This window comes from Stenotrophomonas sp. X, from assembly GCF_055721025.1.
The window spans coordinates 1,836,414-1,857,979 of sequence record NZ_CM146756.1; the positions used below are offsets into that span (position 1 = coordinate 1,836,414).

19 protein-coding genes are annotated in these 21,566 nt (G+C 67.2%); 10 read left to right on the forward strand and 9 right to left on the reverse strand.

The window, feature by feature from the left end; all coding sequences use genetic code 11:
- Positions 1-2: 2 nt before the first annotated feature.
- Genes ACZ75I_RS08495 through ACZ75I_RS08510 form a run of 4 tightly spaced genes read left to right on the forward strand, consistent with a single transcriptional unit; the run spans position 3 to position 4,507 of the window.
- Positions 3-1,223, forward strand: coding sequence for a M20 aminoacylase family protein (locus tag ACZ75I_RS08495; protein WP_472958973.1), 1,221 nt, complete (start codon positions 3-5; stop codon positions 1,221-1,223).
- On the forward strand, positions 1,220-1,771 hold the full coding sequence (locus ACZ75I_RS08500; protein ID WP_180868450.1) for a GNAT family N-acetyltransferase: 552 nt from the start codon (positions 1,220-1,222) through the stop codon (positions 1,769-1,771). The genes ACZ75I_RS08495 and ACZ75I_RS08500 overlap by 4 nt, the downstream gene beginning before the upstream one ends.
- Positions 1,768-3,513, forward strand: a complete 1,746-nt coding sequence (locus tag ACZ75I_RS08505; protein ID WP_180868447.1) for an ABC transporter permease subunit — start codon at positions 1,768-1,770, stop codon at positions 3,511-3,513. Before ACZ75I_RS08500 ends, ACZ75I_RS08505 begins: the two co-directional genes overlap by 4 nt.
- Before the next feature lie 16 nt (positions 3,514-3,529).
- Positions 3,530-4,507 (forward strand): ABC transporter substrate-binding protein, encoded by a 978-nt coding sequence (locus ACZ75I_RS08510; protein WP_472958974.1) that lies wholly within the window; start codon positions 3,530-3,532, stop codon positions 4,505-4,507.
- A 59-nt stretch (positions 4,508-4,566) separates the two neighbouring features.
- On the opposite strand, the gene ACZ75I_RS08515 is transcribed toward ACZ75I_RS08510, so the two are convergent.
- Positions 4,567-7,686: a galactose-binding domain-containing protein gene (locus ACZ75I_RS08515; RefSeq protein WP_472958975.1), complete on the reverse strand. Its 3,120-nt coding sequence runs from the start codon at positions 7,684-7,686 to the stop codon at positions 4,567-4,569.
- 514 nt (positions 7,687-8,200) lie between these two features.
- Between ACZ75I_RS08515 and ACZ75I_RS08520 the strand changes: the two genes are divergently transcribed.
- Complete coding sequence (locus ACZ75I_RS08520) at positions 8,201-8,698, forward strand: helix-turn-helix transcriptional regulator (RefSeq protein ID WP_180868443.1); 498 nt, start codon at positions 8,201-8,203, stop codon at positions 8,696-8,698.
- Between the two features lie 27 nt (positions 8,699-8,725).
- On the opposite strand, the gene ACZ75I_RS08525 is transcribed toward ACZ75I_RS08520, so the two are convergent.
- Positions 8,726-9,802, reverse strand: a complete 1,077-nt coding sequence (locus tag ACZ75I_RS08525; protein ID WP_180884423.1) for an MBL fold metallo-hydrolase — start codon at positions 9,800-9,802, stop codon at positions 8,726-8,728.
- 104 nt (positions 9,803-9,906) lie between these two features.
- Here ACZ75I_RS08525 and ACZ75I_RS08530 point away from each other — a divergent pair, with 104 nt between their 5' ends.
- A complete protein-coding gene (locus tag ACZ75I_RS08530) occupies positions 9,907-10,518 on the forward strand; it encodes a TetR/AcrR family transcriptional regulator (protein ID WP_346476442.1) in 612 nt (203 codons plus the stop codon).
- Here the strand turns inward: ACZ75I_RS08530 and ACZ75I_RS08535 are convergent.
- Entirely contained in the window at positions 10,515-12,461 is a 1,947-nt protein-coding gene (locus tag ACZ75I_RS08535) for an EAL domain-containing protein (protein ID WP_472958976.1), read from the reverse strand. The two genes, ACZ75I_RS08530 and ACZ75I_RS08535, sit on opposite strands and share 4 nt — an antisense overlap.
- A 96-nt stretch (positions 12,462-12,557) precedes the next feature.
- On the reverse strand, positions 12,558-13,274 hold the full coding sequence (locus ACZ75I_RS08540) for an SDR family NAD(P)-dependent oxidoreductase (RefSeq protein WP_180868437.1): 717 nt from the start codon (positions 13,272-13,274) through the stop codon (positions 12,558-12,560).
- A 278-nt stretch (positions 13,275-13,552) separates the two neighbouring features.
- Between ACZ75I_RS08540 and ACZ75I_RS08545 the strand changes: the two genes are divergently transcribed.
- Complete coding sequence (locus ACZ75I_RS08545) at positions 13,553-14,356, forward strand: APH(3')-II family aminoglycoside O-phosphotransferase (RefSeq protein WP_180868435.1); 804 nt, start codon at positions 13,553-13,555, stop codon at positions 14,354-14,356.
- Here the strand turns inward: ACZ75I_RS08545 and ACZ75I_RS08550 are convergent.
- The gene (locus tag ACZ75I_RS08550; RefSeq protein ID WP_154350658.1) at positions 14,329-14,754 is read right to left on the reverse strand and encodes a DoxX family protein; all 426 of its coding nucleotides are present in this window, start codon (positions 14,752-14,754) and stop codon (positions 14,329-14,331) included. The genes ACZ75I_RS08545 and ACZ75I_RS08550 overlap by 28 nt on opposite strands.
- 144 nt (positions 14,755-14,898) lie before the next feature.
- Between ACZ75I_RS08550 and ACZ75I_RS08555 the strand changes: the two genes are divergently transcribed.
- From ACZ75I_RS08555 to ACZ75I_RS08565, 3 genes are all read left to right on the forward strand, one after another.
- Positions 14,899-15,489, forward strand: a complete 591-nt coding sequence (locus tag ACZ75I_RS08555) for a TetR/AcrR family transcriptional regulator (RefSeq protein WP_180868433.1) — start codon at positions 14,899-14,901, stop codon at positions 15,487-15,489.
- On the forward strand, positions 15,486-16,520 hold the full coding sequence (locus ACZ75I_RS08560) for a heparan-alpha-glucosaminide N-acetyltransferase domain-containing protein (RefSeq protein ID WP_472958977.1): 1,035 nt from the start codon (positions 15,486-15,488) through the stop codon (positions 16,518-16,520). The genes ACZ75I_RS08555 and ACZ75I_RS08560 overlap by 4 nt, the downstream gene beginning before the upstream one ends.
- Before the next feature lie 99 nt (positions 16,521-16,619).
- On the forward strand, positions 16,620-17,624 hold the full coding sequence (locus ACZ75I_RS08565) for an aminoglycoside phosphotransferase family protein (RefSeq protein ID WP_061477860.1): 1,005 nt from the start codon (positions 16,620-16,622) through the stop codon (positions 17,622-17,624).
- A gap of 118 nt (positions 17,625-17,742) precedes the next feature.
- On the opposite strand, the gene ACZ75I_RS08570 is transcribed toward ACZ75I_RS08565, so the two are convergent.
- Genes ACZ75I_RS08570 through ACZ75I_RS08585 form a run of 4 tightly spaced genes read right to left on the reverse strand, consistent with a single transcriptional unit; the run spans position 17,743 to position 21,564 of the window.
- Positions 17,743-18,630, reverse strand: coding sequence for a DMT family transporter (locus tag ACZ75I_RS08570; protein WP_005416295.1), 888 nt, complete (start codon positions 18,628-18,630; stop codon positions 17,743-17,745).
- A 29-nt stretch (positions 18,631-18,659) separates the two neighbouring features.
- Complete coding sequence (murB, locus tag ACZ75I_RS08575; protein ID WP_472958978.1) at positions 18,660-19,721, reverse strand: UDP-N-acetylmuramate dehydrogenase; 1,062 nt, start codon at positions 19,719-19,721, stop codon at positions 18,660-18,662.
- Between the two features lie 8 nt (positions 19,722-19,729).
- The gene (locus tag ACZ75I_RS08580) at positions 19,730-20,785 is read right to left on the reverse strand and encodes a quinone-dependent dihydroorotate dehydrogenase (protein ID WP_472958979.1); all 1,056 of its coding nucleotides are present in this window, start codon (positions 20,783-20,785) and stop codon (positions 19,730-19,732) included.
- A gap of 8 nt (positions 20,786-20,793) precedes the next feature.
- On the reverse strand, positions 20,794-21,564 hold the full coding sequence (locus ACZ75I_RS08585; RefSeq protein ID WP_061477857.1) for a class I SAM-dependent methyltransferase: 771 nt from the start codon (positions 21,562-21,564) through the stop codon (positions 20,794-20,796).
- Between the last annotated feature and the right edge of the window lie 2 nt (positions 21,565-21,566).

The following is a 21,566-nucleotide window of genomic DNA, read 5'->3' on the forward strand; positions in this document are numbered from 1 at the left end:
CAATGAGCGGAGAAACCGCAGTAGCACCGGGCCAGGCCCGGCGGAGTTCCCCAGCGACTGGCGTGTTGCCCGAAATCGCAGCACGCGCCGAGGCCGCCATTGCGATTCGCCATGACCTGCACCGGCACCCGGAGCTGGCCTTCGAGGAGCATCGCACCAGCGCACGTGTGGCCGAACTCCTGCAGCAATGGGGTTATGAAGTGACCACTGGCCTCGGCGGCACCGGCGTGGTCGGTACGTTGCAGCGCGGGCAGGGCAGTCGTCGGCTGGGGCTGCGTGCGGACATCGATGCCTTGCCGATCCACGAAGACTCCGGGCTGGCCTACGCCAGCCAGGCCGACGGCCTGATGCATGCCTGCGGTCACGATGGTCACACCGCCATCCTGCTGTCGGCCGCGCATTACCTGGCCCTTCACGGCCGTATCGATGGCACCCTGCAGCTGGTGTTCCAGCCTGCGGAGGAAACCGGCTCGGGTGCATCGAGGATGATTGCCGATGGCCTGTTCGACCGTTTCCCGGTGGATGTGATCTATGGGCTGCACAACTGGCCGGGCGTGCCGGTGGGGCACTTCGGCTTTGTCGACGGGCCGGCGATGGCGTCGGTCGACTGGGCGCGGCTGAAGGTGATCGGCAAGGGCGGCCACGGTGCGGAGCCGCAGGGCAGCGTCGACCCGATCCTGGTGGCTGCACACATCATCACCGCGCTGCAGAGCGTGGTCTCGCGCAATGTCGACCCGCGGCAGATGGGCGTGGTGACCGTCGGATCGATCCACGGTGGGCAGGCCGCCAATGTGATTCCGGACGTGGTCGAGCTGAAGCTGACCGTGCGCGCCTACCTGCCCGAGGTGCGCGACACGCTGCGACGCCGGGTCACGGAACTTGCCGAGCAGACCGCCGCTGCATTCGGCGCGCGCGCCGAGATTGAATTCCCGCGCGGCTTCCCCAGCGTGATCAACCACCCGCAGCAGACTGCATACATCCGCGAGGTGGCGCTGCAGGGCTTCGGCTCCGGACAGGTAGTGCCGGACTTCGCACCGCGCACCGCCAGCGAGGATTTCGCCTTCCTGTTACAGGCGCGCCCGGGCAGCTTCGTGTTCGTCGGCAACGGCGACAGCGCACCCCTGCACAGCCCGCGCTATGTGTTCAACGACGCGGCCATCGCACCCGCCGCCAGCCTGTGGGCACGGCTGGCCGAAGACTATCTGGTGAAGGACGTGGCATGAGCAACAGCGAACGCTTCCTCTATACCTCGGTCGATGACCCGCTGGCGCGGCCGCTGTTCGATGGCCTGGAACAGGAGTACGACCGCCGTTACGCCGACGTGCGTCGACGCATCGGTGGCAGCGCCCGCGAGGAGCTGCAGCGCTATCCTGCGCAGGCCTTCGCGGCCCCGGTGGGCGCCTTCGTGCTGCTGCTGCGCGACGGGCTGGCGATTTCCGGCGGTGCGTTCATGCCGCACCGTGATCCGGATACCGCCGAATTCAAGCGCATCTGGACGCTGCCCGGGCTGCGTCGCCAGGGCATTGCGCGGCGCGTGCTGCAGGAGCTGGAAGAGCAGGCGGCGCGGCAAGGGTATCGGCGGGTGTTCCTGACGACGGGCTTCCGCCAGCCTGAAGCTGTTGGCCTGTACCTCAGCCATGGTTACACCGCGCTGTTCGATCTGGATGCGGATCCCGAAACCATTGCGCACCTGCCGTTCGAAAAGCACCTGCGGGCACCGGCGCCCCCCATCGTGCCTGCGCAGACCCAGCTGCAAGGAGCCCACGCGTGAGCACGCCTTCGACCGCACTGGATGGCATTGCAACCCGGTCGGCGCCAGCGCCGGCGCTGAAGATCGTGCCGGCCCGGCATCCGCTGCAGGTCTTCGGCACGGTGCTGGCACTGGCGCTGATCCTGATCGGGCTGCAGTCCGTGCTGGGCAATCCGCGCTGGGGCTGGGGCACCTTCGCCGAATGGTTCTTCGCGCGCCCGGTGCTGGAGGGGCTGGGCCGTACGCTGCTGCTGACCGCGCTTGGCACTGCGCTCGGCTTCGCGCTGGGTACGCTGCTCGCGCTGGCCCGGGTGTCCGGCTCGCCGCTGCTGTCGGCGGTGTCGTGGGGCTATGTGTGGTTGTTCCGTTCGATCCCGCTGCTGGTACTGCTGCTGCTGCTGAACAATCTGGGCTACCTGTACAGCACCATCGAGCTGGGCGTGCCGTTCACCGGCATCAACCTGTTCTCGTACCCGACCACGCAGCTGATCGGTGTGTTCACTGCCGCGGTGCTGGGCCTGACCCTGAACCAAGCCGCGTTCTCGGCCGAAGTGATCCGCGGCGGCATTCTGTCGGTTGACCACGGCCAGTACGAGGCCGCGGCCGCGCTGGGCCTGCCACGTGGCCGCCAGGTGCGCCGCATCATCCTGCCGCAGGCGATGCGCTCGATCCTGCCGGCCGCGTTCAACGATGTGATCGGCCTGGCCAAGAGCACGTCGGTGGTCTACGTGCTGGCGCTGCCTGAGCTGTTCTACACGGTGCAGGTGATCTACCGCCGCAACCTGGAGGTGGTGCCGCTGCTGATGGTGGCCACGGTCTGGTACCTGGTGATCCTGACCGTACTTTCACTGCTGCAGCGGCGCGTGGAGCAGCGTTTCGCGCGCGGCCAGCTGCAGCGCGAGCGCTCGGCATCGCACGTGTCATCGCTGCTGCGCGTGCAGAGTGATGCTGCGCCGCGCGTGATCCACCGACCGCGCATCGCCACCCAGGTCGAAGCGGGCGAGGGCGCGGCGGTGTCGCTGCACGGCGTAGGCAAGGTGTTTGGCGACCAGCCGGTGCTGGAGGATGTGAACCTGGACCTGCGCGCCGGCAGCGTGACGGTGCTGATCGGCCCATCGGGCGCCGGCAAGTCCACGCTGCTGCGGCTGATCAACCACCTCGAGCGTGCCGACAGCGGCTACGTGACCGTCGGCGGCCAGTTGATCGGCTACCGCCGTGACGGTGACACCCTGTACGAACTGCCCGAGCGTGAGATCCGCCGTCGGCGTGCCGAAGTGGGCATGGTGTTCCAGGGCTTCAACCTGTTCCCGCACCTGACCGCGCTGGAGAACATCATCGAAGCGCCGATCGCAGTACGCGGTGTGCCGCGCGCGCAGGCCGAGCAGCAGGCGCGCACGCTGCTGGAACGGGTCGGCCTGGCCGACAAGGCCGATGCCTTCCCGCGCCAGCTGTCCGGTGGCCAGCAGCAGCGCATCGCGATCGCCCGCGCGCTGGCGTTGCAGCCAAAGGTACTGCTGTTCGATGAGCCGACCTCGGCGCTGGACCCGGAGCTGGTGGCCGAAGTGCTCAGCGTGATCGAAGAGCTGGCCCGTTCCGGCACCACGCTGGTGATCGTCACCCATGAGCTGGGCTTCGCCCGCCGCGTGGCCGACCACGTGGTGATGATGGACCAGGGACGGGTGATCGAGCAGGGCACGCCCGAGGCCCTGTTCGAGCGCCCGCGCCAGCAACGCACCGCCGATTTCCTGGCCAAGACCCTGTAACCCCGGAAGGAACACCATGAGCCCTGCAGCACCGCGTCGCCCCTCGCGCAGCACCCTGTTGATCGTGGCGGTGCTGGTCATCGGCATTGCCGGCATCGTCTATTCGCGCGTACGCCAGGCACCGGATGCCGGCACCGTGGCCGCGACCAGCCTGGCCGGTGCGAACACGGCCGTGCTGAAGGGCACGTTTGACCCGAAGGCGCAGGCGTTGATCCCCGCCGGCTATCAGTTCGTCACCCCTGGTGCGTTTACCGTAGCCACCCATCCGGGGCAGCTACCGCTGGCCGACTACGGCGCGGACAGCAAGGACGTGGTCGGCATCGAGCCCGACATCGCGCGGCTGATTGCCGATGCGTTGGGCCTGAAGCTGGTGATCGTGCCGGTCGCGTGGGCGGACTGGCCGCTGGGGCTGGAATCGGGCAAGTACGATGCGGTGCTGTCGAACGTGACGGTGACCGAAGAGCGCAAGAAGAAGTTCGACTTCTCCAGCTACCGCTACGATCTTCTGGGCATCTACACGCGCAGCGATGGGCCCATCCAGAAGATCGAGAAGCCCGCTGATGTGGCCGGGCTGAAGGTGGTGGTGGGCGCCAGTACCAACCAGGACCAGATCCTGCGCCAGTGGGACCAGCAGAACATCGCCGCGGGCCTGAAACCGGTGGAGTACCAGTACTTCGATGACGCCGTGGTCGGCCGCTTGGCGGTGATCACTGGCCGCGCCGATGTCTCGTTCGAGCCCAATGCCACCGGCGCCTACTCGGCACGCGATGGCAAGGTGCGGCGTGTGGGCCTGTTCCCCGGGGGCTGGCCGAACGCTGCGGCGATCTCGGTGACCACGCGCAAGGGCAGCGGCCTGGCCGATGCGGTGACGCAGGCGTTGAACACCCAGATCGGCAGCGGCACCTATGCGCAGGCATTGAAGCGCTGGAACGTGGCCGAGGAGGCGGTGCCGCAATCGCAGACCAATCCGCCGGGGTTGCCGACGCTGCAATGACACCGGGCGTGGCCCGGCGCTACCGCTGCTTCTGTAGAGCCGAGCCATGCTCGGCTGCTCTACCAACGCGCCTCCAGCGTTCTGAATGGTCTTGCCAGGCGCACGCCCTCTGCATCGAACGCGGTAACGTCGCGCCCATCCACACGCACGGTCTTCGGCATCGTCCGCGCCGGCCACCAGACCTTCACCGCCGTCCCACTGCGCAGGCCCTTGCCCAGCGTGATCGATAGCGTGCCGTCGCGTTGCCGTGCCTGCATCTGCAACGTGCCATACGCGGTGGGCAGGCCTTCCACCGCCAATCCATCGCCCGCCACCCACGAGGGCGGCGTGCCCGGCAGCAGCGAGAGCACATCATCGTCTTCGCGCATCAGCATGCCGAACAGCGTGCGGCCGTATTCGGCACCGATCCAGGTGTGCGGCATGTCGCCCAGGTAGCGAGGAAAGCGCAGGCGTGAGTGCACGACCTCGGCCAGCACCTGCCACTGAAGCGGGCGCCGGTCATGCAGCAGCCCCTGCAGCAGCTCATCGGCCACCTGCGGCTGGCCCAGGTGCACATAGCTCAGCACGTTGCGGATCTCGTACGGGGTGTACGCATACAGCGCACCGGGCTGGCTGCGCTTGCGCACATCGTCCAGATAGCGCGCGAAGGTGGTCCGCAGCGCCTCGGCGGGCAACACGCTCTGTGCGCCGGTCGGGTCCAGTGCGATCGAAACGCCGGTGGGATCGCCATCGCCCAGGTCGGCCGAGGAGGGAATGAAGTCGATGCCCTTCCACGCCATCGTCGCCCGGATCGAGGCATGCAGTGCGTCGTAGAGCAGCTTGTATTGTTCGCGCGCCCAGGCTGCGGTCTGGTGGTCGCCGAGCGATTCGGCCAGCCAAGCGCCGTCGTGCCAGCCCTTCAGGCCCCAGTAGTCGTCCCAGTAGCTGTGGGTGGGCGAGGGGTAGCCCTCATGGCTGATCGACGGCGCAAGAATGCCCGCGAACCGTTCCGGCGAAGGCTGGTCAGCCTTGTAACCGGGCACCAGCGTACGTTCGCGCAGTTCCTGCAGGAAGCGCAGCGCTGCTTTCACTTTCGGCAGATAGCCACGCACCGACTCGGGGCCGCCGTCCAGGCGCGCGACATCGGCCACCAGCGCGACGTACTGGCCCTGACTGTCGTACTCGATGTCCGATCCAAAGCCGGTGTTGACGCTGCCATCGTCGTTGAGGATCGGTGAGACCAGGCCGTTGGCATGCACGCCGTGTTCGCTGTACCAGGCCAGGTAGTCGCGCGCCACGCGGGCTTCACCCATCCGCAGCAGCACCGCCGAGGTGGCCATGCCGTCGCGGATGAAGGACCGGTTGTAGTTGCGCGGGCCGGGCTGCATGGCTGGACCGGTCTGGTTGATCAGCATGTAGGCGGCCTGCGCGCGCAGCATGTCCACCAGCGACGGATCGGGCAGGCGCAGGCCGACCTGGCCCAGCCGTGCCTGCCAGTCCGCAGACGCCTGCGTGGCCAGTGAATCAAACGCCGCATTGGCATCGCGGGGCAGCGTGGCCAGATCCAGCGCAGGCGCTTCGGGCGGCACGCCATTGGCATCGGCGGCGGCGGTGCCCAACGGGAACGCGACCACGATGGCATCACTGGTTCCCGGCGCCAACGAGACGCGGTAGTTCAACGCAGCCGAGGCAAGCCCCTGGTCATCACGCGCCTGTTGCGTGGAAGGCAGCTGGCCGGCAGCGAGGGTCGCGGTGATCTCCGTTGCGCCATCCTTGCCGAATGGCGCCGCGCCCGACGCAGCCACCGGCGTGAGCGACTGCAGCAGCGTGCGGCCATTGATACGCAGGGCTTGCCCGTCGATGGTCACCTCGCGGATCGGGGACAGCCCGCCGTTCTGCCACGGTGGATTCATCTGCATCGGGCGCACCACGAGGCTGAGCGTGCCTTCGATCTTCGTGCTTCCCGTGTTCTGCAGCCGATGCCGCAGGAAGGTCACCGGCTGGCCATCGCGCTCGATGGCGAACACTTCACTGCGCAGCTGCAGGCCGGGTTGCGGTGACCAGGTGGCGGAGGGCATCGGCTTCCAGCCGTCGCGCAAGGCATGCTGCATGGCCTGCCCGGCGGCGCCGGCGGTTTGGCCATCGGCATTGCGCCAGATGGGCTGCACCAGCGGTGCGCCCTTGAAGGCTTCCAGGTTGCCGTACTCGTCGAAGATCGATTTCTGTCGTCCTGCATGCACACCCACGGCCGTCCAGTAGGTCTGCTGCATCTGCAGCGAGGCCGGGAACAACGCGCGTTGGGCGCCGCTGGCGACGATCTGATACTGCTTCATCGGCGTCATCACGGCTTTCGGACCGAGCAGGCGCAGGCGTGCGATCTGCGGCGCAGCGCCGTCCACGCTCAGGCGGAAAGCACGCAATGGTTGTGCTGCAGTGGCGGCCAGCCAGCTTTGCCGGTGACTGGCCGCCTGTGCATCGTGTGCGAGGTCCTGCCAACGGCCCTGTGCATCCTGCGCCTGTAGTCGGGCGGCGCCTCGTGCGCCATCGGCCCAGTCGACCACCAGGCCAGCCGTTGATTGGGCCTGCGGCAGCGTGATCTCGAACGTATGGGATCCATTTGCCCCGGCCGGCATCGCGACGGTGCCGCCGCCTTGCCAGAGCGTCGCCGCCTGCGCTGCATCGATACCGCTGACGCGTGCGCTGAGCGTGCTGTCCAGCGGCTCCATCTCGAAGATCGACACGCCCCAGTCGGAAGTGCGCTGCGGGCTGGCCAGCCGCAGGTAGCGCGCCTGGCGCGGCGCGAAGTACAGCGTTTCCACATCGCCCAGCGAATCGGCCATTGTGAACGCGGTCTGCCACTGCCTGCCGTCCAGTGAGGTCTGCAGCGAATAGCCTTCCGGATTGGAGACATCCCAGGTGAGGCGCGCGCCGGCCAGCGTTGCAGGCGTGCCGAGATCGATCTGGAACCAGTGGCCCGGACTGAATGCACCGCCGGTAACGGTCTTCGGGTTGCCGTCGATCAGGTGGCTGATCGCCATCGCCGGCACCTGCTGCGAGGAACTGCTGGCCTGCCATTGGCTGCGCGGGGGAAGGGTCTGTGCCTGTGCGCTGGAGGCCAGGGCGGCCAACAGCAGGGCCGCAGCGGGGCGCAATGGGAAAAACGGTGTGGAGACCTTGAAGCGTTCGGCGCGCAACGTCATTTCGGACAGCCTCGCAGGTTCGGCCGGAATCGGGCGAGCGCTACGCTAGCAAGGGATGTAATCGGTTACATGACGCACTGCAGCGCCGCTGGACGCTGGCGCTGCCATCACAGGAGGGCTAACGGAGGTGGCTCAGGACGTGCAGCGCGGATTGGCTAGGGTCACGTCGAAAGCCCTTTTAAGTGGGTTGTCATTTGACAACCATTGAGGGCCGTGTGCAGACTATGGAGAACAAGGAATGTCTCGAGCGCGTCATCCAGACAGGGACATCGAAGCGGCGTTGCAGTTCGCGGACGATCGTGGGTGGAGGCTCCGGATGGCGGGCGGCCATGCGTGGGGCCGGATGTATTGCCCTTACAACGACACCGATTGCCGATGCGGGGAGTTCTGCATCGTGAGCATCTGGAGCACACCGCGTAGCGGCAGCCATCATGCAAGGGCCTTGCGGCGTGTGGTCGAGAACTACAGTCGTGAGCAATGAGATCACGCTTCGTCAGAAGCGAAGGGGTCAATCATGGAGTTCAACTTCACCCTGAAGTACCGCTTGCCGGACACAGGTATTGAAATCGGCGTCCTCGAGCAGCGCCTGGCCGAAGGCGGCTGTGACGACGCGCTCGTGGGCCTTGGGCTGCCGGGACGGCTGGCCTTGGCGTTCTGCCGCGAAGCAGATAGCGCAGGGGCTGCCCTGCGTTCGGCGCTGGACGACGTGCAGCGGGCCGTGCCCGGTGCCGAACTGGTTGAAGTGAGCCCCGATCTGGTGGGGCTCACTGACGTCGCAGACCTGCTCGGAATGTCGCGCCAGAACATGCGGAAGCTAATGCTGGCCAACCCACAGTCGTTTCCGCCCCCCGTGCATGACGGCTCGACCTCGATCTGGCATCTCGTCGACATTCTCGGTTGGCTGCGAGCGCGCGGCAGCGGGAAAGTCACGACGGAAATGACCGAGCTCGCCGCCGCTGCGCTACAGATCAATCTGGCCCGGGAAGGGCGCAGGCTTCACCCGAAGACGTAGCGGCGACCAGAATCGGAGCCCACCGCATTACAGCTCCACCGTCTCCCACCAGCGCGTACCCGCCTGCGGCGCCTGCATGTCCAGTGCTTCGCCCATCATCGGCGTAGCCACTGGAACATTGTTTGCAGCGGCCAGCGCGGTGATGCGCTCGAACGGCTGCTGCCATGCATGCAGGGCCAGATCGAAGGTGCCGTTGTGGATCGGCAGCAGCCACTTGCCGCGCAGGTCCAGGTGCGCCTGCAGCGTCTGTTCCGGTTGCATGTGCACGAATGCCCAGCGCGGATCATAGGCGCCGGTCTCGATCATGGTCAGGTCGAACGGACCGTATTTCTCGCCGATGGCCTTGAAGCCGTCGAAGTAGCCGGTGTCGCCGCTGAAGAAAATGCGGAAGTCACCGTCCTGGATCACCCATGAAGCCCACAGGCTGCGGTCGCTGTCACCCAGCCCGCGGCCGGAGAAGTGCTGGCCCGGGGTCGCGGTCAGGCGCAGGCCGTTGGCTTCGGTGGATTGCCACCAGTCCAGCTGCTCGACCTTGCGCGCATCCACCCCCCACGCGACCAGCTGGTCGCCGACGCCGAGCGGTGCAATGAAGCGCGCGGTCTTGCCGGCCAGCTGCATGACCGCGGCATGGTCCAGGTGGTCATAGTGGTTGTGCGAGAGGATCACACCGGCGATCGGCGGCAGCGCGTCGATGCTGATCGGCGGTGCATGGAAGCGTGCCGGCCCCATCCACTGCACCGGCGAGGCGCGCTCGGAGAACACCGGATCGGTCAGCCAGTACTGGCCACGCAGCTTCAGCAGGATCGTGGAGTGCCCCAGCCGGAACAGGCTGCGATCCGGTGCGGCGTCCAGCGTGGCGCGGTCCAGCGGCTTCACCGGAATCGGGTGCGCGGGCACGGTGCCCTTGGGCTTGTTGAACAGGAACGTCCACCAGATCTCCGCGCCGTCGCGCAGGCCCATCGCCGGACGGGGCAGGGCATTGCGGAACCTGCCATCACGGTACTGCGGCGAATCGGGGAAGTCGGGAAGGGACCAGGACTTGCAGAAGGTGTAGGCGGTCACGGCGAGAATTCCGAGCAGGAGGACAAGGAGCAGGCGCTTCATGGGTGACGTCCGCTGAGTACACTGCACAGTGTAGTTTCGTGTTTTTCAAAAGTATACTGCCAAGTGTAAAATGGAGGCATCCGTTCAGTTATCCGGTTTCCGCCATGTCCCGTGCCCTGCAACGCCTGACCGACCGCAAACGTGACGCCATCGTGCGCGCGGCGGTGGAGGAGTTCCGTGCATCGGGCTACGAGGCGACCAGCATGGACCGCATCGCCGAGGCGGCGGGGGTCTCCAAGCGCACCGTCTACAACCATTTCCCGAGCAAGGAAGCACTGTTCTCGATGATCCTGGAGGAGCTGTGGGAGCGCAGCGTGGCCAGCGACGCACTGCCATACCGCGCCGACCAGCCGCTGCAGACGCAGTTGCTGCAGTTGCTGGGCCAGAAGCTGGACCTGCTCAGCGATGGGAATTTCATCGATCTGGCGCGGGTCGCGATGGCCGAGATCATCCATTCACCGGAGCGCGCGCAGGCCATCGTCTGCCGCATGGGCGAGAAGGAAAGCGGCGAGAGTGCCTGGATCCGCGCAGCAATTGCCGATGGCCGCCTGCGCGAGGTGGATCCGGACTTTGCCGGCGCCCAGTTGCATGGGCTGGTGAAGAGCTTCGCGTTCTGGCCGCAGGTCACGATGGGGCAGCCACCGTTGACCGCGCAGGAACGTGCGCGCGTGGCCGAATCGGCGGTGGCGATGTTCCTGGGGTTCTACGCGGTCTAGCCGGCTGCGAAGCGACGGAACTCGTCGGCCGGCAGCGCCGCCGAGTACAGGTAGCCCTGGCCGACATCCACCCCGAGTGCGCGCAGCTTCTGTTCCTGGGCCAGGGTCTCGGTACCCTCGGCCACCACGATCGCGCCGCAGCGGTGCGCGACCTCGACGATGAAGCGCACGATCGACTGCGACTTGGCGTCGGACAGCGTGGCGATCAGCGCCTGCTCGATCTTGACCTCGGCGATGGCCAGCTGCGAAAGCAGGATCAGGGTTGAATAGCCGGCGCCGAAATCATCCAGCGACAGGGTGACCCCGGCTGCCAGCAGCTGTGCGATGTTGGCATCGACCACGTCGCGCTCGACGATTTCGGTCCATTCGACGATCTCCAGGCGCAGCATCGCACCGGGGATGTCATGCAGCTGCAGCAACTCCTGCAGGCGCAGGCCGAAGTCGGGCAGGCGCAGCGATTCGGCTGAAACATTGACTGCAATGGTCAGCGCCGCGCCGTCCCGTCGGCAGTGCTGCAGGAAGTGCACCGCCGACAGCAGCGTGGCCCATTCCAGGTCTGCCAGCCGCCCCTGCCGGCGCAGCAGCGAGATCACCCGCATCGGGGCAATCGGCCGGCCTTCGCCGTCGCGCATGCGCAGCAGTGCTTCGGCGCCGACCAGTTGGCGGTCCTGCAGGCGATGCTTGGGCTGGTAGCACAGCGGCGCATTGCCCTGCTGCAGCCAGTGCTCAAGGGCAACCTCGATCAGGGCGTCGATCTCGCTGTCGCGCTGGATCGGGTCATCGAAAAACACCACGCCCGACTCGATCGCGCTCAGTGCCACGGTGATGGCGCGGAACGGAAGATGTCCTTCATCGGCATCAGCAGGGGGCTTCAATTCAACCACTGCACAGCGGAACAGCGGCCGGAAGCCCGGCCAATCGCGGCCGACCCGATCAGCCAGGTTGCTGGCCAGCTCGGTGATCTGCGGTTGCGTGCGCAGTGTGGACAAGGTCAGGCCGCGCACCAGGATCGCCAGCGCGGCATCACCGAACTGGTAGATCTCCAGCTGCGCAGCCGGCAGCGAGGGCAGCAACCGATGCACCTCTTCGGTGCTGTCGCGCTGCCACAGGCCGTTGTCCTGCAACGGCCCGTAGCGCAGGCGCAGATCGCGCAGGTTGCCCATCTCGGCCACGATCAGGCAGGCCTTGCCGGTGCCGTCGTTATCCCGCCAGTACTGCTGCAGGCGTTCACCGAGCGCACGCATGTTGGGCAGCCCGCTGATCGGATCGATGCGCAGCCAGGCCTGTTCGCGCTGGCGTTGCGCATCGATCTGGGCATCGTTGTAGACCAGCGCGAATACGGCGCCAAGCACGAGCAGCGAGACCGGCAGTGCCAGCACGCGCTGGATCGCCAGCTCGGCCACCGGCAGTTGATCGGCGCCAATGATCGCCACACCCAGCGCCAAACCCAGAGCGGTTACCCCGATACGCACGGACCATGCCTGCAGGATCATGCGCGGCGAGAGCTCGTTGAGCATGCGCGGGTACAGGTGCCTGCGCAGCCAGACGCCCGCCACCATCTGCAACACGGCCTCAAGGCTGGCAGGCAGGAAGAACGGGATACCGACGAACTGGTAGCGGGCCAGCAGGGCGGCAGCCAGGCAGGCCAGGCCGCCGCGCCAGCCGCCCAGCAGGCCACTGACCAGCAGGATGTCGAAGCCCAGGTGCAGTTTGACGACACCCTGGGAATAACGGGCCACGAACCAGGAATTGAACAGGTAGATCAGGCCCAGCGCTACGCCGACATACAGGCGACGGCCTTCTATGGCGTGCCCGGCGCGACGGGTGGCGATCAGCAGCACGCCGATCATGCCGATCACTGCCGTGGCCTGCAGCAGATACAGCGGTAGGCTGGGCAGGGCGCTGTCCAGGACCTGGGCCCAGACCCGTGAAAGCGCATCCATAGCAGGTTCCCGCCTGTGACCGACGGCCAGTGACGAGCAGGGTAAACCACGACCGCGCGCGCGGCCACTGAGGGTGCTCTGCGGCGGCCGGCAAGGTCAGTAGCGCGGGTCGGCGATGGCGGGCAGCACCAGTTCACGCACGAAGCCGGAGGATGACAGCTGCAACAGGGCGCTTACCATGGCCACGACATCGTGGACCGGCACCTGCTCACCGTCGCCGCGCGCTGCGGCCTCGGCCACCGGCACCGACAAGGCGTCATCGGTGTTGAGGTAGCCCAACTGCAGGCTGGTCACCGCCAGCCGGCGATCGCGGAAGCCCTCGCGCAGCGCATCGGCGATGCCGTTGAGGGCGAACTTCGAGGCGCCGAACGCCACTTCCGGGCGGCCACTGCGAGGCAGGGCCGAGGTCGAACCGGTCAGCACCAGCTGCGGGCGCGCTGCGCTCAGTACGCGGGGCAGCAGGCGTTGCAGCAGTACAAGGGTCGCGGTGATGTTGACGTCGACCAGCTTCGTGAGTGCAGCGTCGCTTTCATCGAGGAAGGCGTACTCGCCGCTGAAGGCCTTGTCTTCCCAGATACCCAGGTTGTGGATCAGCACATCGATATCGGTCGGTGCCTGCGCTGCGATGTGGTCGGCAGCCAAGGTCGGCCGGGACAGGTCTGCTTCGATCCACTGCAGGGTGACGCCGTCAGGGCAGGCGATGCCGCACGGGCGGTGGCGCGAGACGCCAATCACAGTGTCACCCTTGGCACAGAGGCCTTCCACGAACGCGCGTCCCAGGCCCTTGCTGGCGCCGATGACCATCAATTTCATATTGCTTCCTCGTTGTACTGCGGCAGCCACGATCGGCTGCCAGAACGGTGCTCCACTTGGCGAACGCGCGCAGGCCGCCGCGTTCGGCGGTAAGGGTCGAGGCCGTGTCGTCGAACTGGCACCGGTACCGTGGCAGCAGCCGTCGCTGCTGCATGCGCTGGGACGCAGTGGCCGCCGACGGCCCGGTCAGCTCGCTCAGGCTGCCTCCCGCACGGGGGGCGATGTGCGCCAGGATGAGCGAGAATGCGCAGGGTCACCGGCAACAGGAATCTCCTGGCATGGACGAGCACAACGCCACCCCTGATGGCATGCCGCTGCCGTTGGCGTGGCAGAAGGCGTTGGCCGATGCGCGCATCGAGCGGCAGTCGATGGGTGTTTCGCGGGCCGACGTTGCCCGCGTGCTGCGGCAGGGCCGCCCCGATGCCTTTCTCAAGTCGGAACTGATCGACGCCTTCAGTGAGCTGGGCGATGAGATCGCGCGGCTGCGCTGGTTGCAGGCACAGGGACAACCGGCGCCAACGGTGATTGCCACGGCCGAAGAAGCGGGCCGGCGCTGGTTGCTGATGAGCGCGCTGCCTGGCCGCGATCTGGCCTCGTCGCCGGAACTCGCGCCGCAGCAACGGGTGGAGATACTGGCCGACGCGCTGCGCGGGCTGCATGCGTTGCCGGTAGCAGCCTGTCCGTTCGATCAGCGGCTGGCCTCGCGCCTGCCGGCCGCGCAGGCACGGGTCGAGGCGGGACGCGTGGACGCCGATGACTTCGATGACGAACGCCTGGGACAGAGTACACAGCAGGTCTTCGCCCAACTGTGCAGCACACGGCCCGATCATGAAGATCTGGTGGTCAGTCATGGCGATGCCTGCCTTCCGAATCTGATGGTGGCCGAGGGGCGTTTCAGCGGGTTCATCGACTGTGGGCGACTGGGCGTGGCCGACCGCTACCAGGACCTGGCGCTGGCCGCGCGCAGCCTGGTCCACAACTTCGATGATACGCGCTGGGTCACACCGTTGTTCCAACGCTACGGCGCTGTGGCCGACGAGCGCCGGTTGGCTTTCTACCGGCTGCTCGACGAGTTCTTCTGAGCCCGCGCGCGGCTGGCGATGGCCGCGCAGATCAGGCCACCGACCACGCTCAGGTGTTCCAGTGCGAAGAACAGGGCCAGCTGCTGTTCCGTGCCGTGCTTGGTCCAGAAGGCATGCACGATGGCGATGGTCAGCAGCATGAATACCGCCAGCGCGCCGCTGCCCAGCCAGAGCAGGCGATCAAGCAGCAGGCACAGTGAGCCACCCAGCAGCACCACGGCGCTGGCGAGGTTGAACAGCACAGGCGGTTGCAGCCCGGCCGCCTGCATTTCGGCCACGCTGTTGTCCCACGCCAGCAGCTTGGCCAGACCCGATGACAGGAACACCACCGCCAGCAGCAGTCGGGCCAGGAACCACAGCAGGCGGCTGTCGAGCAGGGCGGTGATCATCCGTGGCATGAGGTCTCTCCGGTTTGGGCTTGGAACGGGCCGCGCAGCATCGGGCCTCAACCGCAGTTGAGGTCAAGGGCCGGCTGAACGGAGCTCGCTGATGAACGGGTTGCCATCTTCAAGTTGGACGAACGTTCGTTCACTATTGACGCCATGAACCGAGCCGACCGCAACGCGCAACGCATCGAGCAGATCCTGCAGGCCGCCCTGCAGTGCTTCCTCGCCAAGGGATTCCACCAGACCAGCATGCGTGACATCGCGCAGGCGGCCGGCGTCAGCCTGGGCAATCTCTACAACCACTTCCCCGGCAAGGAAGCGATCATCCTTGCAGTGGCCGTGGCCGAAAGCGAGGAACTGGCGCCGTTGCTACAGCGGCTGGCCGCGGCCGACGGTGATCGCACGCAGGTGCTGGCGTTCCTGCAGGACTTCCACGCACTGTGCAGCCAGCCGGAATGGGCGGCGCTCGCCGTCGAAGTGCTGGCCGAGAGCGCACGCAATCGGGCCGTGGCCGAGGCATTTGCGGCCAATCGCAGGCAATTGCAGGCTGTACTGGCCGAAGCCCTGCAGCAGGTGGCACAGCGTGAACGCCGGCGTCCCGTACTGGCCCCGGCACTGCAGGCGCAGGTGCTGCTGGATGCCATTGAAAGCGATGCGCTGCGCCGGGGGCTGGGCGAAGCCGGTGGCGCCGATGAGGCTCCGCTGGACCCTGGCCTGCTCGCGCTGCTGCTCGGTGCACACGCATGAGCGCGGTTGAGCGGCGATTGCACGGCGTTGATCTGGCGCGTTACCTGGCCTTGGCCGGCATGGTGCTGGTCAACTTCCGCCTGGCGATGGCCGTGCCGGCAGAGGGTGAGGGTTGGCTGGCCGGCTTCTTCCATCTGCTGGAAGGCAAGGCCTCTGCGACCTTCGTCACCCTGGCCGGACTTGGCCTGGTACTGGCCACGCAGCGCCTTGGCTGGATGCCGGCCAGCGCGCAGACCTGGCGGCGCGCGCTGTTCCTGCTGGCGCTGGGCCTGCTCAACCTGACCCTGTTCCCGGCCGACATCCTGCACTACTACGCGGTGTATTTCGCGCTGGCGGTGCTGTGGCTGCGTGCGTCGCCACGGGTGCTGCTGGCCAGCATCGCCGGCCTCGCGGCCGGGTCGTTCTGGGCACTGCTGCACTGGAATTACAGCCAGGGCTGGAACTGGCAGACGCTGGAGTATGCCGGTCTCTGGCAATGGCCGGGTGCCGCGCGCAACCTGTTGTTCAACGGCTTCCATCCCTTGCTGCCCTGGATGTGCTTCTTCCTGCTGGGCATGCTGCTGGCGCACCTGCCGTTGTCACAACCGCGGGTGCAGCGTGCGTTGCTGCTGGTGGGCCTGCTGCTGATCGGCGCAGGCCAGGCCGTGCAGCACCTTGCACAGGGAACGCCCTGGCAGCCGTGGCTGGGAACGCAGCCGATGCCGCCGGGACCGGCCTACGTGTTGACCGGTGCGGGCGCAGCCTGCAGCGCGATTGCCGCATGCCTCTGGGTCAGCCGCCGGTATCCGGGGGATTGGCTGGAACCGCTGGCTGCAGCAGGGCGAATGACCCTGACCCTGTACGTCGGCCACATCCTGCTGGGCATGGGGACGCTGGAATGGTTGGGCCTGCTCGATGGCAGCGCGTCGCTACCGACCGTGCTGCTGTGGGCGCTGTTGTTCCTGATGCTGGCCACGGGCGCAGCGTGGCTGTGGTCGTGGCGGTTCACGCGGGGGCCATTGGAAGCGGTGATGCGACGCGTCGCCGGCTAGCACGTTGGTCGCGCGGGCACGATGTTGTGACGGACATGTCTGTGTCGTGGCGGGCACATCTGCGATAGTTGTCGCAGATAACACTTTCCGCTTGCATCCATGTCATCCGCTTCGGCGCAGCATCTCGGCGAAGTCCTCCAGCAGTCCTATGGCATCACCGCGACCGCTGTGGTGCCACGCCCGGTTGGCGCCGATGCCAACGCCAGCGTGTATCGCATCGATGCACGGCGCGGGCAGTGGTGGTTGAAATGCCGCAGCTACCAGGTGGCCCCAGCCGTCTGGGACACCCTGCATTGGCTGCGCGGCACGCTGGGGATCGAGGAAATCGTTGCGCCCTGGCCGGCGCTGGCCGGCGGGGCATCGGTGCAGCGCTGGGGCCTGCAGTTCACCCTGTTCCCGTATGTGGAAGGCCAGTCCGGTTTCGAGGCGGCATTGAGCCGCACGCAATGGCAACGGTTGGGCGAGGTGCTGCGGCGCCTGCACGAGGCGTGCCCGCCACCGGCGCTGCAGGAAGCGCTGCCGAGCATCCGGATGGAAACCGCGGCGCTGGAGACCGTCGGGCAGTGGCTGGCCGGCGAAGGCCTGGCGGCTGCCAAGGATGGGCTGGGCCGTGCCTTCGTCTCCGTCTGGGACCAGCAGCACGCGCGCATCGCGGCGCTGCACGCGCAGGCACTGCAGCTGCACGCGGCGTTGCAGGATGTGCCGGTGCGGCTGCACCTGTGCCACACCGACCTTCATGCCGGCAATCTGCTGATGGGCAACGACGGTGGCCTGCACCTGATCGACTGGGATGGCCTGTCGCTGGCACCGCGCGAGCGCGACCTGATGTTCATCGGCGGCGCGGTCGGCGGGCGCTGGGGCCGCGAGAACCCGGTGGGATTCGAGGAGGGCTATGGCGGTGACCGCGGCGACCCTCGCTGGATCGCCTGGTACCGTCACTGGCGCATCCTGCAGGACCTGATCGAGTTCCAGCAGGTCCTGCTGGGCAGCGATGGAGAGGACCGGTCGCCGCAGCTGCGCCGGCAGTCGCTGCATTTCCTCAGCGAACAGTTCGCCCCGGGCAATGTGTTCGACGCGGCCGAGCGGGTGTATCGCGCGCTGTAGATCCACGCCATGCGTGGATGAACCCTACGCGCTCAGTCAACGGTGGAGGCGAGAAGAGCAGCCGAGCGTAGGCTCGGCTCTACAGAGGAGTGCAGCGTCATCCACGCGTGGCGCGGATCTACTCGGCGGGCTTCGCCGCTGACGAGGCGGCTGCGCTGGCGGCGCGGCGCGAAAGTACGGCCTCGCGGTGGGCAATGTAGGCGTTGGCGGCGAGGATGATGCCGGCGCCGATGATCGTCCAGCGGTCCACGCTTTCGTTGAACAGCAGCCAGCCGAACAGCGTTACCAGCGGCAGCTGCAGGAAGCTGATCGGGGTCAGCGCCGAGACTTCACCCAGGCGCAGCGCCCGCGTCCACAACAGCTGGCCGATGGTGCCGAGCACGCCGGTGGCCAGCAGCCACAGCCAGGCCATGCCGCTCGGCCAGACCCAGACGAACAGCGCCGGAACCAGCGACAGCGGCACCCAGAACACGTAGGTGTAGAGCACCACGGTATCGGCGCTGTCGACGCGGGTCAGCTGCTTGATCTGGATCGCCACCAGCGAACTGAGCACCGCTGCGGCCACGGCGACCAGGCTGCCCGCGGTGAAGCCGGCGGTACCGGGTCGCACGATCACCAGCACACCGATGAAGCCGACCACGACCGCGGCCCAGCGGCGCACGCGCACGGTTTCACCCAGCCACAGCACGGCGGCAATCGTGACGAACAGCGGCGTGGAGTACGACAGCGACACCGCCTGCGCCAACGGCAGGTGGCCCAGTGCCCAGAACGCGCACAGCATCGAGCCCAGGCCAATCGCACTGCGCACGAAATAGCGCGGCAGCTGTTGCGTCTTCAGCGGAGCACGGCCCGGCCGCAGCAGCATCGGCAGCAACGCCAGCAAGCCGAAGGCATTGCGGAAGAACGCCACTTCCTGGGTTGGCACGTACCGGGTGGCGTAGCGGATCGCGACCGCCATCAGGCCGAATGCCATCGTGCTGCCAAGCATCAGCAGCGCCGCCCGCATCGGGGCGCTTGGGGAAAGGGCGGGGGTGTTCACCACTGTGCGCCGAGCAGGCGGGGCTCCGGTTCGATCGGCACGCCGAACTTCTCCAGCACCGAGGCCGAAATGCGGCGCGCCAGCGCCAGCAGCTCAGCACCGCTGGCATTGCCGTGGTTGACCAGCACCAGCGCGTGGCTTGGCGCCACGCCGGCATCACCTTCGCGGAAGCCCTTCCAGCCGCAGGATTCGATCATCCAGGCAGCGGAGACCTTGCGCTTGTCGTCCAGCTCGGCCGGGAACACCGGCAGGTCGGGGAAATGCTGCAGCAGCACGTCGACCTGTTCCAGCGGCAGTACCGGGTTCTTGAAGAAGCTGCCGGCGTTTCCCAGTACATCCGGGTCGGGCAGCTTGCGGCGGCGGATCGCGATCACGGCATTGGCCACGTCCACTGCGCTCGGCAGCTCCACGCCCTGTGCCTGCAATTCCTCGCGGATGCCGGCGTAGTCCATGCGCAGATCATGCAGCAGTGGCAGCTTCAGTTCGATGGCGGTGATCAGATAGCGATCGGGTTGCTGCTTGAACACGCTGTCGCGGTAGGCGAAGCCACACTGTTCGTTGTCCAGCCGCACCCAGGCCTGCTCCTGGCAGTCCCACGCTTCGACCGCCTGGATGAACTCGCCGACCTGCGCGCCATAGGCACCGATGTTCTGGATCGGCGCGGCACCGGCCGTGCCGGGAATCAGGGCCAGGTTTTCGAGGCCAGACAGGCCTTCCTGCAGCGACCACATCACCAGGCCATGCCACGGCACGCCGGCACCGGCACGGATCACCGCATGGTCGGCGCGGTGTTCAAGGAAACTGATGTCACGGTTGCCGAACACCAGCACGGTGCCGGGCAGGTCCTCGGCGATCAGAACGTTGCTGCCGCTGCCCAGCACCAGCAGCGGGCCGCTGGCCACCTCGGGCAATGCCAGCACGTCCGGCAGCAGCGCGGCATCGTGCAGTTCCAGCAGCTGCGCGGCGCTGGCCTGCACATGGAAGGTATTCAGCGCCTGCAGCGGCGCATTGCGGGTGAGCGTCCAGCGCAGCGGGGCGTTGCCGTCGATGGTATCCATGGGCGCGCTCACAGCGGAGCCACCGCGCCGCGGCTCGGCGCTTCACGGCGGCGACGGATCGCCTCCACGCATTCGGAAACCAGCGCCGGTCCATGGAAGATCAGGCCGCTGTAGCACTGCACCAGTGCGGCACCGGCCGCCATCTTGGCTACCGCATCGGCGCCGGACAGGATGCCGCCGACGCCGACCAGCGGCACCGATTCGGGCAGGCGCGCGCGCAGGCGGCGCAGCACCAGGGTGGACTGCTCCAGCACCGGTGCACCGGACAGGCCGCCAGCCTCATTGGCCAGCGGGTCGCCGGCCACCTTGCTGTGGTCGATGGTGGTGTTGGTGGCGATCACGCCGTCCACCTGCAGTTCGCCCAGCACGCGGGCGGCGGCGTCGATATCGCGTTCGCTGAGGTCCGGCGCCACCTTCACCAGCATCGGCACGCGTCGGCCGTGGCGGGCAGCAAGGTCTTCCTGGCGGTCGCGCAGCTGGCTGACCAGCTGGCGCAGCGCGGTCTCTTCCTGCAGCTCACGCAGGCCGGCGGTGTTGGGCGAGGAGATGTTGACGGTGATGTAATCGGCCAGCGGGTACACCTTGTCCAGGCAGGCGATGTAATCGTCCACGGCCTGTTCGTTGGGGGTGTCCTTGTTCTTGCCGATGTTGATGCCGAGCAGGCCGCGGCGGTTGCGCGCGCGCTCAACGTTGCGCACCAGCGCGTCCACGCCCGCATTGTTGAAGCCCATGCGGTTGATGATCGCGTTGTGTTCCGGCAGGCGGAACAGGCGCGGTTGCGGATTGCCGGCCTGCGGGCGCGGGGTGATGGTGCCGATTTCGACGAAGCCGAAGCCGAGCGCGAACAGTGCATCGATGTGCTCGCCGTTCTTGTCCAGGCCGGCGGCCAGGCCGACCGGATTGGGGAAGGTCAGCCCGAACACCGTGCTGGGCATCGGCGCGATGCGTGCGGCCAGCAGCGGCGTGGTGCCGGTGCGATAGGCCAGGTCCAGTGCGGACAGGCCGAGGCCGTGGGCGCGCTCGGCGTCGAGCGAGAACAGGAAGGGGCGGGCAAGCGAATACATGCGTCGGTTCAGTCCAGCGTGCCGAGGAAGGCTCGGGTTCGATATTCAAAAGCGACCTGGCCGTCCACCGCATGGGCGGCGAACAGGTCCTGCAGAGCGTCGATCATCGCCGCGTGGCGAGGATGACCGGATTGGGGTGCGTAGGAGGAGGACAGCAGGCGCCCGCGCAGGGCGTCGAAGTCCAGATGCTGCACGTTCGGCAGCTCCACCCTGCCGCGCAGGCCGGGGCCGAACCAGGCCTGCATGGTGGCATCGTCCTGGTAGCGCTCGGCCACAGCGGTGTAGTCGGTGCCGTAGTCCAGCAGCAACTGTTCGTAGCCGATCAGGAACGGGCTGGCATCGAGCAGGCGCGAGTTCCAGTAGATCAGTGCCTGGCCACCGGGGCGCAGGATGCGCTGCCACTCGGCGCGCACCGCGACGGTGTCGAACCAGTGGAAGGCCTGCGCGACGCTGACCAGATCGATGCTGGCATCGTCCAGTGTGGTGGCCTCGGCGCGGCCGTCCACCGCACGGAACTGCGGGTACTGCGGTGCCAGCCATTCCGCGGCCGCGCCCCGCATGGCGGCGTTGGGTTCAACCGCGACTACTGGATGGCCGCTGGCCAGGAACAGGCGACTGGAAATACCGGTGCCGGCGCCGATGTCGGCGACCACGGCCTTGCGGCTGACGCCCATCGGGCCATGCAGCCACTCCAACAGGGCGGGCGGATAATCGGGCCGGTAGCGGACGTAGTCGGCGACGCGGCTGCTGAAGCGTTCAGTGCTGTCGGAGGCGGTCATGG